Source organism: uncultured Brachyspira sp. (assembly GCF_949287625.1).
Taxonomy (GTDB): domain Bacteria; phylum Spirochaetota; class Brachyspiria; order Brachyspirales; family Brachyspiraceae; genus Brachyspira.
The window spans coordinates 1-13,433 of sequence record NZ_CASEGO010000087.1 but is presented as its reverse complement, the minus strand read 5'-3'; the positions used below and the strand labels follow the sequence as shown (position 1 = coordinate 13,433).

Genomic DNA, 13,433 nt, shown 5'->3' with positions numbered 1-13,433 from the left:
AGAGGAAAATAAAGATGATATTTGATGCTCATTCTGATATATGGACTGATGTTGCCGTGAAAACTCTTAAAGGTGAAAATAATATAATAAAAAAATACCATTATGATAATCTAGTAAAAGGAAAAATAGAAGGTTCTATATTTGTTATATGGACAGAACCTAAAAATTATAACAGAGCTTTAGAAAGAGTGAGAGAAATACAGGAATGTATAAAAAAAAGAATTAGAATATATTAATGATATAATACTTATAGCAAAAAACTATAATGATATTATTAAAGCAAAAAAAGAAAATAAAATATATGTATTTATAGGATTTGAAGGACTTATATCTATAGATGATAATATTGATCTGATAGATGAATACTATGAATATGGGGCAAGACATGCTTCTCTTACTTGGAATGAGGAAAATAAACTAGCATCTGGGGTAAAAGGAGATTTTAATAAAGGATTAACCGATTTGGGTAAAAAGGCTGTTAAAAAGATGCAGGATAAAGGAATGATAGTTGATGTATCGCATCTTAATGATAAATCTTTCTTTGATGTAATAAATATAACTTCAGCTCCGATTATAGCTTCACATTCAAACTCAAGAGTATTATGCAGCAGTTTAAGAAATCTTACAGATGAACAATTAAAAGCCATAAGGGATACTAATGGAGTTGTAGGGCTTAATTCTTATAAAGGATTTATTGATGAAAATGAGGATAAACAAACTATTGAAAGAGCTGCAGATCATATAAAATACATAGCAGACAAAATAGGAATAGACCATATAGGGCTTGGTTTTGATTATAATGAATATTTTGAAGATGAAATTACGCCTCCTTCTGTAAAAGGATTAGAAAATGCTTCTAAATCATATGATATTATAATAAAATTAAAAGAAGCAGGATTTAATAATGAAGAAATAGAAAAAATAGAGTATAAAAATTTTCATAGAATAATAAAAGAGATTGTAAAATAAGAATATTAAATCAAAAAATATATATTAACAAATTGAGTTTTGAAACAAGTCTATTATAAATATTAATAGTTTTAAATAAAGTATGCTGATTTTCACTATTAATCAAACGGATTTGAAACATCTTCTTTCATTATGTCGGATAGGAAATTAATAAATAATTCAAATATAATTGGATCTATTTGAGTTTCATCTTTTATATAATTATTAAACATGAGTTCTACAGCTTCTTTAGCGGTTATTCCATTTCTTTCATAGTTTTTCTGCGGAGTTACTATTGTATCATATAAATCTATTATTTCTAAAACTTTAGATGGAAAGAATGCTAAAGATTCAAGAGTTTCTATATCAGATGAATTATTTGATATAAGCCATGAAGGATTTATAGGCTTATTTTCTTTGATATTTTTCTGTATTAAACCTTTTAAAATACTGTAACCATAACCATAGTATTCATGATGAGTTCCAACAATTAAGGCTATATCATCATTATAATTTCTAAAAAATTTTAAGAATTGAAAACCTTTAATAGCATGAGATGTTGACTGTAATTTATACTCTTTAGATTTATTTATATTTAAATAATCTAATTGTTTGATTTTTACAACATCATGCCAAAAAGCTCCTGCTGCAAATGTGGCTAAGTTTTGAAGAGATATTTTTTTAAGTCCGTTTTTAAATATATCTTCAAATTTTATATCTTCTTTTTCTATGTTATAATGTTTAAAAACTTTTTCATAATATTTTTTAAATTTCTTATTAAAATTTGTTATAGTCTTTAATAAAAATTTATTTTTTATTTGTTTATTATAATATAGTAAAAACTCTATAAATATTATAAATACTCTGTTTCCATGTCCTATAATATTTCTGCAGTTAAAAGTATCGCATTCATAAAATAGCTTAATATTCGGGTATATTTTATCTATCAATTTTACGACTAATAGTATTATATTGTTAGCTATAAACTGTGTATCATATGATTCTACATTATCAAAATATATTTGATTTATACTGTCTTTTGCTGCATTTACCAAATGTATTAAATTTACTCTTTCTATAAATGCAAGTTCTGTCATAATATCTAATATATATTCAGCAGATTCCTTATATAATTTTTCATTATAGTATTGATTTAATATATCTAAAGAATTTTTTAATGATATAGTTCTCTCTTTAGGTGTTTTTTTAAGTATTAGTTCTAATATATCATATTCAAGTCTTTTAGTTTTTTCATTATCTGGAAGGCAGTCTTTATAAACTTTAAGAAATTGATCTATATTTTTAATTTGCTTATAATCTTTTTTATTTTGCGGTTCAACTACCAAGTCTAGTATATATTTAGATGATTTAGTGATATAGAATTTATTGAAAACATCAATATTAACATAATTTTTATTAAATAATAAATCAATTTTATAGTTCGGTACAGAAAAATACATATTATCTTCATTAGTGCATATTATTTCTGCGGCATGAAATTTGATAATATCCTTATTATTTTTTATAAAATCTAAATCTACTAAAACATATTTATCTAAGTTAATATTCATAAAAATCGAACTCTGTAAGTATTATGATAACTATCATAAACTATTTTGTTTTTTTATCAACTTTTTTGTTTACTATTTTCTATTTTATTTTACAAATAAAAAATTAAAATATTATAAAAAAAGTGTTGACAAAATTTTGTAATGTAGTAGAATGATGACACTCATAGATTTAATAAATTAAATTTATTTGATACTGGGGTGTCGTCAAGCGGTAAGACAATTGGTTTTGGTCCAATTATTCGAGGGTTCGAATCCTTCCACCCCAACTTTTCTACTTTTTAATGGTATTTAAATGGGTATAGAAGACGAAATATTGATATTAAGCGGCACAGCAAATCCTCAGCTATCAGAAGATGTTGTTAAAAATCTTGGTCTCAAGTTAGGTAATATGGAAATACGTAAATTTGCCGATGGAGAGACATTTGTACAGATAGAGGAAACCGTTAGAAACAAAGATACTTATGTAATACAGCCTACAGGTCGTCCGTCAAGCAGTGAAAACTGGATGGAACTCTATTGTATTATAGATGCTTTAAAAAGAGCTAGTGCTAAACGTATTACGGCTGTTATACCATATTATGGTTATTCTAGGCAGGATAGAAAAAATGAACCTAGAGTACCTATAACTGCTAAATTGGTTGCTAATTTATTATCAGAAGCTGGAGCTCATAGAGTTTTAGCTCTCGATTTGCATGCAGCACAAATACAAGGTTTTTTTGATATACCAGTTGATCATATGCTTTCAAAAAATGTGTTCTTGGATAAAATAAAAAGAGACCTTGATATGTCTAATTCTATTATAGTTTCACCTGATATAGGCGGAGTAGGAAGAGCTAGAGCTATAGCTAAACAGCTTAATCTTGATATCGCTATAATAGATAAAAGAAGAGACAGAGCTAATGAATGCGAAGTTATGAACATTATAGGTGATGTCAATGGTAAAGATGCTATTATTATAGATGATATAATAGATACAGGCGGTACTCTCATAAAAAGTATGCAGGCCCTTAAAAAAGCAGGTATGAGAAAAATATATGTGTTTATAACTCATGCAGTATGTTCAGGTGATGTTTATGAGAGAATTAATGCAAGCGATATAGAAAAACTTTATATCACAGATAGTTTGAAAGTTATGAAAGACAGATTAGGAAGCAAAATAGAAGTTCTTTCGGTAGCCCCTGTAATTGCTGATGCTATTAGACATATACATATGGAACTTTCTATAAGTGTTCTATTTGATAAGTAAAATATAATAAGGAAAGAAATATGAGCGAGAATTATACTATTAAAGCTTTACAAAGAGATACAAAATTTAAAAGCGTTGGACGTAAATTGAGAAATGAAGGTTATGCATTAGCCACTCTTTACGGAAGAGAAAATCAATATTCTATAGCTGTGGAATTAAAAGAATTTGTTAAAGTTTTCTCTTTGGCAGGTCAGCATGATATAATTACTTTAGATATAGAAAATGATAAAGCTAGAGAAGTTTTAGTAAAAGATTATCAAATAGATGGTATAAAAAGAAGTATCAGACATATAGATTTTTATGAAATAGACAGAAATAAAAAAATCAAAACTTATGTTCCTATTCACATAGAAGGTATACCAGAAGGTGTGCGTTTAGGCGGCGGTACTCTTGAACAAGTAGAATATGGTTTGCCTATCAGAGCTTTGCCTGGATCTATACCTAGAGAACTAATAGTTGATGTAAGCGAATTAAAAGTAGGTGACAGCTTACATATTAGCGATATCAAATTCCCAGAAGGTGTTGATCCTGTTGGTGATGGTTCTAAAGCTGTTGTTACAGTTGTTACTACTCAAGATGACGAAGTTGCTAATAAAGGTGCTGAAGCATAATTACATCTAGGATTGCTATTTGATGATGAAATTAGTAATGGGACTTGGTAACCCAGGAGAACAATATAAAAATCATAGACATAATGTCGGTTATATGATTTTGGATAGAGTTGCTAAAAAACTTAATGTTGAATTAGATATTAAGAAAAAGAAAACTGTTTTTGGCAGAGGCAAACATGGTAAAATGGAGTATTTACTTTTAAAGCCTCTTACTTTTATGAATCTCTCTGGAGAAGCAGCTCTTTATATGGCTAGTTTTATGAAAATTACTGTTGAAAATATCATAGTGATTTATGATGATACTAGTGTTCCAATAGGGGAATTTAGAGTTATACCTTCAAAAACTGATGGTTCTGAGGAAGAAACAGAAGAATATACAATAGATCATAATGGTATAAAAAGTATAAAAGAATCTTTAAAAAGCTATAATTTTACTAAAATTGGAGTTGGAATAGGAGCTTGCCCAGAAAATGAGGAAAAAGCTGATTTCCTTTTAGCACCTTTCTCCAAAGATGAAAGAAAAAAAATTAGAGATATATCTGATAATGTTGTAGATGCTACTTGTATAGCGTTGTTTGATTCTCCTCAGGCTGCGAAAAAGAAATATTCATGATTACTAAATTAATTATAGGGCTTGGAAATCCAGGTGATGAATATAAGAATAACAGGCATAATGTTGGTTTTATTCTTATTGATAAAATAGCAGAAAATTTATCTCTCAATTTTGATACTAATAAAAAGAAATCTTTATATGCAAGAGGAAAGTCTAAGGATATAGAATATATACTTCTTAAACCTCAGACATTTATGAATCTCTCTGGAGAATCAGCCCTTTATATATCCAAATTTTTTAATGTAAAACTTGATGATATAATAGTGATATACGATGATATGGATATACCTTTTGGAACTTTTAAGATAAAAAAAGGCGGAAGTTCGGGTGGGCATAATGGAATAAAGAGTTTAATTGCTCAGCTTCATAGTGATGATTTTACTAGAATTAGAATAGGCATAGGAAGACCTAGTGCTGGTAAAAAAGTTAATGATTATGTCCTTTCAAATTTTAGTAAAAAAGAAATTGAAGAATTAAATACTGTTATTGCTGATAATGTTATAGATGCAGTTAAAACAGCATTATTTGAATCTCCTATAATAGCCCAAAATAAATATAATAAAAAAATTAATAACAAAGATAATTCTGATAAATCTAAGGTTAATAAAAACATGATAAAAATAGTATCAAAAAATCCTGTTAGAGAAGAAAATAGAAAAGAATTTATTGAAACAGCAAAAGAACTTATAGAAAAAAGCAGAAAAGAAGATGGTTGTATATCATATAGTTTATATGAAAGTTTAGATGGTAAATATTTAACTTTTATAGAAGAATGGAAAGATGAGAAATCCATAGAAAATCATAATAATACTGAACATTTCAAATCAATAGTTCCTAAACTTGCTCAATTAACTGAAAGCGGTAAAGATGTTATATTATATAAAGAAATTAAATAATAAAACTATATAAAAACCTAAAACTGGTAAGAATAAAAACTTAATATTATTACTCTTTTTATTTGCATTATAGTTAATTTTTTGATTATAATTTTTTCTTATGTGTAATTGTAAAAAACTGCATCTTATAAAATTATCTAGCTTTTTTGGCATTTGGCGTTGAGAGTATATACCTAAACAATTACAATTTGTTAAAATTACTTTTTTAAATTTATATATTTTCAAGGAAAAAAAGACATTTATAAAATAAAAAATACTAAAAAAATATAATAGTCTAAAGATTTATTAATTTAGTTTTACAAGTATGATAAAAAAATAAAAAGCAAGAAACTATCTAAACAGAATCTTGCTTTTTAATTTCATAAATTTAAATAATTTATTCTAAATTTTCACCATTACTTTCAATAACTTTTTTATACCAGAAGAAAGATTTTTTTCTGCTTCTTTTTAAAGTACCATTACCAAAATCATCTCTGTCAACATATATAAATCCATATCTTTTAGACATTTCACCAGTACCAGCAGAAACCAAATCTATAGGTCCCCAAGTAGTATAGCCAATCAAATCTACCCCGTCAATTTCAACAGCATCTTTCATATTTTTGATATGATCTCTTAAATAATCTATTCTATAATCATCTTCAACATATCCATTTTCATCAGCTTTATCATAAGCACCAAGTCCGTTTTCAACTATAAACATAGGTTTTTGATATCTGTCATAAATATCATTTAAAGTAACTCTTATACCTAATGGGTCAACAGTCCAGCCCCAATCAGTTTGTTTTAATTCTGGGTTTTTTATATCAGCTGCTATATTATCTTTAGGCATAATATATTTACTTTTATCAGCACTTGCACATCTTGTAGTGTAATAAGAGAAAGAGATAAAATCAACAGGATATTTTTCTAAAAGTTCTAAATCTTCTTTTTCCATTTTTATATTTAAATTCTCTCTCTCAAATTTTTTCAAAGCATAAGCAGGATATTTTCCTCTTGACTGAACATCAACAAAGAAATACATCTCATCATTTTTCTGCTGAGCTGCTAGTACATCTTCAGGCTTTGAAGAATAAGGATAATAAGTTCCAGCAGCAAGCATACAGCCTACTTTATTATTAGGATCAACCTCATGTGCTATTTTAGTAGCCAAAGCACTTGCAACTAATTCATGATGACTTGCCTGATACTTAACCTCTTCTTCATTTTCACCCTCTTCAAAACAAAGTCCTGCTCCCATAAAAGGTGCATGAAGTATCATATTAATTTCATTAAATGTAAGCCAATATTCAACTAATCCTTTATATCTATTAAATATAGCATTGCAGAGATTTTCATAAAATTTTATAAGTTTTCTATTTCTCCATCCGCCGTATTCTTTTATTAGATGCATAGGACAGTCAAAATGTGTTATTGTTACTAAAGGTTTTATATTATATTTTAAACATTCTTTAAAAACATCTTCATAAAATTTTAATCCTTCTTCATTAGGTTTATCTTCATCGCCTTTAGGAAATATTCTGCTCCAAGCAATAGACATACGGTAAACACTAAAACCCATTTCAGCAAATAATTTTATATCTTCTTTATAATGCGAATACATCTCAATAGCATCTTTTGAAGGATAATAATGATCCTTATCAAAATCAAACATTTTCATTTTACCAGTAATAACGGCAGCTCTATCTTTACCATGAGGTGCAACATCTACATTTGCAAGACCTCTTCCTCCTTTATCAAATCCGCCTTCGCATTGATTAGCAGCTGTAGCACCGCCCCATAAAAAACCTTTTCTAAAAGCCATAAATAAACTCCTATTAAAAATAAATTTCATAATAACAGTAATATAGATACCAAAATAATAATATAAATAACTATAAACTCAAACAACAAAATTAGTACATTAATACGGAAATTATTTAATTGGAGTTTTATACTGTGCTATGATATTATCATAAACAGATATTTAAATAACAATAATATAGATATAAATAGTATAAATAGATAGATAAAAAATTAAGGAGACTCTAAAATGAAAGAAAAATTTAATGCTTTTATGGAAAGCAAATTTCTCCCTATCATGGCTAAAGTAGCAGGAAACAGATATCTTAACTGTATTAAAGATGGTTTTGTATTTGCAACACCATTTATCATTATAGGTTCATTTGTACTTTTATTATTTAATTTACCTTTAAATGATCCTACTAACTTTATGTATTTTAAACCTTATGAAAACTTTGTAAATGCATTTTCTGGACATTATATACAAATATTTAATGTGAGTATGGGAGTAATGTCCTTATTTATATCATTTGGGATAGGCTATTCATTAGCTGGATATTACAATATAGATAAACTTACAAACGGATTTTTATCTATGTATTCTTTTTTACTATTATCAGCAAAATCTTTAGCTGTAACTGTAATAGGGGCAGCTTCTCAATTATTATATGTTGCTGAAGAAACTAATGTAGCGGTATTAGATGCAAGATATATGGATGCTAAAGGTCTTTTTGTTGCTATTATTGCTTCTATATTGGCAGTAGAAATATCAAGATTCTTAGTAAACAAAAAAATTATGATTCAGCTTCCTGATTCTGTTCCTCCTGCAATATCAAAATCTTTTGAAATTTTAATTCCAGTAGCAGTTATATCTTTCTTATTCCAAACTATAAACTGGATAATACAAAACAGCATGCAGATTATGATCCCAGATTTAATAATGAAAATATTACAGCCATTATTAAGTATGTCTGACGGTTTAGTATCTATAATTATTATATTATTATTGGTGCATATATTATGGTTCTGCGGTATACATGGTGCTAACGTTGTTAATGCTATAATAAACCCTATAGTCTTAACTAATTTGGCCTTAAACCAAGCAGCTCTTGCAGCAGGCGAACAAATACCAAAAGTATTTGCAGGTGAGTTTTTAAACAGTTTTGTATATATAGGCGGTTCAGGTGCAACTTTGGGATTATGTATAGCTATGATTATGACTAAAAGCGAACATTTAAAATATGTAGGTAAACTCTCTATAGTACCCGGTTTCTTTAATATCAATGAACCTATCATGTTTGGTACTCCTATTGTTATGAATCCTATTTTTGTTATACCATTCATTATAACACCAATTATAAATGCGGTTATATCTTATACATTTTTGAAATTAAATATAATAAGCAGAATAGTAGGATTAGTACCTTGGACTACTCCTTCTGTATTAGGTTCTTTTATATCAACTAATTTACACTTCTTAGCCCCAGTATTGATAATAGGATTGATTATATTGGACTATTTTATTTATAAGCCTTTTTTGAATATGTATGTAAAAGAATTAGAGAAAGAAGAAAGTGCTAATAATTAATATATAATTTATAATTTTTACAAGGCATTGTTAGTGATTAAATCATTGACAATGCTTTAATTTTGCAGCTTTACTAAGAATTATAGATAATTACATAAGTATATACTGACAACTATCTATAGTCAAAAATAAATTTTTAAAATTTAGATTTGTGGGGACTAGCCCTACAAAGTACACAGTCGTGCCCGCTCTGCGTGCCGACGAAGTCCACCTGTAGTGTTGGCAGCAACTTTCTGTGTGCCGTAGGTAAGCGAAGGCGGGAAAAAGTTGAATAAAAAGATTGACAAATCTTAAAAATTTTCAGTATATACCTAAACAATTATAATTTGTCAATTTTTTATTTTTTCAAATATAATTACTATTTTATTAATAAAATATGTTTTAGAGCTATGGTAATTGAAATCTATAGCTTTTATAATTCAAGTTTTAAATATAGAGAAAATTTCTGTTACGAATATAGGTATGAACTTAAAATAATTATAATAAATAAAAAAGGCTCAAGTATTAAAACCCAAGCCTTTTATTACTGTTTTGATAAACTAATTATTTCTAATCAGTTACCAATTTTAATTAAACATTTTTTATAATTTAAGCATTAATTTACTCATTCTGCTTGCAAATAGTTTTGGATCCTCAAGAGGAAGTCCTTCAAGTATGCAGGCTTCATCATATAAAAGCTCGCTGTATTCTTTGAAAATATCAGAAACTTTATTTTCATTGTATTCTTTTTCTATAGCTTTGAAAACATCATGAGAAGTATTAATTTCTAATACTCTTTCAGGCCTCATACCAAACATATTATTTCCTGTTTCAGCCAAAACTTTAGCCATATTAAAGCTGATAGAATCCTCTTTATTTGACAAACAAACAACACTCTCTTTGAGTCTGTCAGTCTCTCTTACTTCAGCAACTTTATCAGCACCTAATACATCTTTTATAGCATTAAGAACTTCTTTGTTGGCACTGTCTTTATTTTCATCTTTATTTTCAGAATTATCAGCCTGAAGTATAGAATGAAGTTTAGTACCGTCAAACTCTCTCATCATACTAACCATAAACTCATCTACTCTGTCAGTAAAGTATAGCACTTCATAGCCTTTTTCTTTCATTCCTTCCATATGAGGAAGTTTTTCTATAGCAGATTTATCTTTAGCAGCAGCATAATATATAAACTCCTGCCCTTCTTTCATTCTTGATTTATATTCTGCTAATGTAGTATATTCATCATCAGCTGTGTTTGAAGATTGGAATAATAAAAGATTTGCAAGTTTATCTTTTTTGCTGAAATCAGAATATATGCCAATTTTTATAGATTCGCCGAACTCTTTAAAAAACTTCTCATATTTTTTTCTGTCATTTTTAAGCATATTTTCCAAAGTATCAAGAACTTTCTTTTCAACATTAGAAGCTATTCTTTTTAATTGGGTGCTGTGCTGTAAAATCTCTCTTGAAATGTTAAGTGAGAAGTCTGGAGAATCAACTAATCCTCTTACAAATTTTAAATACTCTGGAAGTAAGTCTTTGCATTTGCTCATTATAAATACATTTCTTGAATAAAGTTCAAGTCCTCTTTCAAAATCTGGGTGAAGGAAATTGAAAGGAGCTTTTGAAGGTATAAATAAAAGTGCAGTATACTCTATAGTGCCTTCAGCTTTAGTATGTATAACTTCAAAAGGATCAGTATAATCATGAAAATGCTCTTTATAAAACTCATTATATTCTTCTGGCTTAACATCGCTTTTTGATTTCTGCCATATGCTTATCATAGAGTTAATAGTTTTCTCTTCATACTGCTGAACTTCTTTTTCGTCCTTTTTAGGTATAGGCATATCCATAACTATAGGATAATGAACATAATTAGAATATTTATGTATTAAACGCTCTAATGTATATTTATTGCAGTAATCATCATCAATAAAGCCTTCTTCTTCTAATTTTTCATCTTTTCCTTTTAGTTTTAATATAATTTTAGTTCCTCTGTCTTGTTTATCAATATCTTCTACAGAGTAAGATCCGTCCCCATTACTTTCCCAGCGTACGCCTTTTTCACTGTCTGCATGCTTTGTCTCTATTACAATATTATCAGCAACCATAAAAGCAGAATAAAAACCAACTCCGAACTGCCCTATCAAATCTATTCCGCTTTCTTTTGATGCTTCTTTATCTTTTTGTATTCTTTCCAAAAATGCTTTAGTACCGCTTCTTGCAATAGAACCTATATTATTAATAACATCTTCTCTAGTCATACCGATACCGTTATCCTGAATGATTAGAGTTCTGTTTTGCTCATCTGTATCTATTTTTATTCTTAAATTATCTATGTCTGGGTATTTATCGCCGTTTGTTATAGATTCAAATCTTGCTTTGTCCAATGCATCGCTTGCATTTGAGATAAGCTCTCTTAAAAATATTTCTTTATGAGTGTATATAGAATGCACCATTAAATTTAATATTTGTTTAGTTTCGGCTTCAAAATTTAGTATTTGTTTTTCTGCCATAATATAAACTCCTTCATTTATAAAAAATTCTTTATAGGTTAAAGATTAAATATAAAAGTATTAAAGTGAATATATAAAGTCTAAATATATAAAAGTTAAAAACAAAAAAAGTAAAAAGTTTATGAATATTTTACAATTATAATAAAAATTTAAAAAAAAGCAAATATTTTAAATGCATGATTTAATTTTATTTAAAATTTTATAAAAAATGTTAGAATATACTAACAAAACTATTGACAATTTTTAATCTATATGTTAGAATACTCTAACAATAGGAGATTGAATGTTTGATAAATTAATTATTGACCATTGTGCACCTGCTTTATCAGGTATAAAAATAGCTAATATATTTACTTATGAATATAAAGATAAAGAAGAACTTAATAAAAAAGTTTCTTTATACAACAATATTCTAAACAAAAGAGGCATAAATATAACTATAATAAAATATTATAATAATAAAGCTGTAGTTTATGTTTATAATAAAAAAGAGCTAGAAAATTATTTATCAGATGATAATGTTTTTAAGTTTTTGAAAAATTACGGATATAAGTCAAAAAATATATATGAAAGCATAGAGGTTTTGAAAAGGAGAATGCAGTATTATAAAATATTTCCTCATGAAATAGGTATATTTTTAGGCTACCCTCTTATAGATATAGACGGCTTTATAAATAACTATGGAAAAAATAGCTTATATACTGGATATTGGAAAGTGTATCATAATAAAAAAGAAGCTATTGAAATTTTTGATAATTATAATAGATGCAGAAATTTTTATGTGAATACATTTTTAAGAGGAAAGGGCATTTTGGAGATAATGGACGATTACAAACATCATTCTTCATAATAATAAGATAAAAATATTAAAACAAAAAATTATTATTTTTCTTATTATTGCTAATAAAAATTGTCCGCTAAAAATGTATAGCAAATGAATTTGCTATATGCTCACAATTTTTATATTTGGCTTTCTAATATTTATAAATTATTATTTATTACATAAGGAGGTAATAATATGAGTGATAAAATAGCAATAATATATTGGAGCGGCACAGGTAATACTGAGTTAATGGCTCAGAATGTAAAAAAAGGCATAGAAAATACCGGAGGAGAAGCTGATATTTTTAGTGTATCAAGTTTCGATGCGGCAAATATAAACAACTATTCAAAAATAGCATTAGGCTGCCCAGCAATGGGGTCTGAAGTTTTAGAAGAGTCAGAATTTCAGCCTTTTTATGATTCTGTAAGAGGAAGTTTATCAGGCAAAAAAGTTGCTTTATTCGGCTCTTATGATTGGGGCGATGGAGAATGGATGAGAAATTGGCAGGAAGATGTAAGTTCTGCAGGTGCTTCTTTAGTTAAAGACGGACTTACTGCAAATCTTACTCCAGATGATAATGCTGTAAGTGAATGTATAAGTTTGGGCGAAGCATTGATGAAAGCATAAATAAAAAATAAATCCTAAAACATAAGAGGCATTAGCTTATAAAAAAGTTAATGCCTCTTAATTATTTATTAATTAATATTATAATATCCTAACCTGCTTTAGCAAGATTATTCATTATAATATTAATAACATCAGTATATACTGGAACGATTTCATTTTGTCAACTGATGTACATTATATAGAATTATCAACTTTTTTGCCGCACAAAAAAGTTGCAAAAAACGCAATTA

The 13,433-nt window shown here is 27.5% G+C and carries 10 protein-coding genes, 1 tRNA gene and 1 pseudogene; 9 read left to right on the top strand and 3 right to left on the bottom strand.

The window, feature by feature from the left end:
* The first annotated feature begins 14 nt into the window (after nt 1-14).
* Nucleotides 15-969: pseudogene (locus Q1X91_RS11855) on the top strand (dipeptidase).
* Between the two features lie 98 nt (nt 970-1,067).
* Here the strand turns inward: Q1X91_RS11855 and Q1X91_RS11850 are convergent.
* Nucleotides 1,068-2,519, bottom strand: a complete 1,452-nt coding sequence (locus Q1X91_RS11850) for a phosphohydrolase (protein WP_300757682.1) — start codon at nt 2,517-2,519, stop codon at nt 1,068-1,070.
* A gap of 194 nt (nt 2,520-2,713) precedes the next feature.
* Between Q1X91_RS11850 and Q1X91_RS11845 the strand changes: the two genes are divergently transcribed.
* From Q1X91_RS11845 to pth (Q1X91_RS11825), 5 genes are all read left to right on the top strand, one after another.
* Nucleotides 2,714-2,785: transfer RNA gene (locus Q1X91_RS11845), tRNA-Gln, on the top strand.
* A gap of 26 nt (nt 2,786-2,811) precedes the next feature.
* Complete coding sequence (locus Q1X91_RS11840) at nt 2,812-3,765, top strand: ribose-phosphate pyrophosphokinase (protein ID WP_300757679.1); 954 nt, start codon at nt 2,812-2,814, stop codon at nt 3,763-3,765.
* Between the two features lie 20 nt (nt 3,766-3,785).
* The gene (locus tag Q1X91_RS11835; protein ID WP_300757676.1) at nt 3,786-4,376 is read left to right on the top strand and encodes a 50S ribosomal protein L25; all 591 of its coding nucleotides are present in this window, start codon (nt 3,786-3,788) and stop codon (nt 4,374-4,376) included.
* A gap of 22 nt (nt 4,377-4,398) precedes the next feature.
* Entirely contained in the window at nt 4,399-4,989 is a 591-nt protein-coding gene (gene pth, locus Q1X91_RS11830; protein WP_300757673.1) for an aminoacyl-tRNA hydrolase, read from the top strand.
* A complete protein-coding gene (pth, locus tag Q1X91_RS11825; protein WP_300757670.1) occupies nt 4,986-5,885 on the top strand; it encodes an aminoacyl-tRNA hydrolase in 900 nt (299 codons plus the stop codon). The genes pth (Q1X91_RS11830) and pth (Q1X91_RS11825) overlap by 4 nt, the downstream gene beginning before the upstream one ends.
* Nucleotides 5,886-6,261: 376 nt before the next feature.
* Here pth (Q1X91_RS11825) and Q1X91_RS11820 read toward each other — a convergent pair whose 3' ends face one another.
* Complete coding sequence (locus Q1X91_RS11820) at nt 6,262-7,689, bottom strand: 6-phospho-beta-glucosidase (protein ID WP_300757667.1); 1,428 nt, start codon at nt 7,687-7,689, stop codon at nt 6,262-6,264.
* A gap of 228 nt (nt 7,690-7,917) precedes the next feature.
* On the opposite strand from Q1X91_RS11820, the gene celB reads away from it, so the two are divergent.
* A complete protein-coding gene (gene celB / locus Q1X91_RS11815; protein ID WP_300757664.1) occupies nt 7,918-9,255 on the top strand; it encodes a PTS cellobiose transporter subunit IIC in 1,338 nt (445 codons plus the stop codon).
* 581 nt (nt 9,256-9,836) lie between these two features.
* On the opposite strand, the gene htpG is transcribed toward celB, so the two are convergent.
* The gene (gene htpG / locus Q1X91_RS11810; RefSeq protein ID WP_300757661.1) at nt 9,837-11,753 is read right to left on the bottom strand and encodes a molecular chaperone HtpG; all 1,917 of its coding nucleotides are present in this window, start codon (nt 11,751-11,753) and stop codon (nt 9,837-9,839) included.
* Nucleotides 11,754-12,036: 283 nt separating this feature from the next.
* Between htpG and Q1X91_RS11805 the strand changes: the two genes are divergently transcribed.
* Together Q1X91_RS11805 and Q1X91_RS11800 are read left to right on the top strand one after the other, a co-directional pair.
* Nucleotides 12,037-12,603 (top strand): DUF3793 family protein, encoded by a 567-nt coding sequence (locus Q1X91_RS11805; RefSeq protein ID WP_300757653.1) that lies wholly within the window; start codon nt 12,037-12,039, stop codon nt 12,601-12,603.
* 168 nt (nt 12,604-12,771) lie between these two features.
* Nucleotides 12,772-13,203: a flavodoxin gene (locus tag Q1X91_RS11800; RefSeq protein WP_300757642.1), complete on the top strand. Its 432-nt coding sequence runs from the start codon at nt 12,772-12,774 to the stop codon at nt 13,201-13,203.
* Nucleotides 13,204-13,433 lie beyond the last annotated feature (230 nt).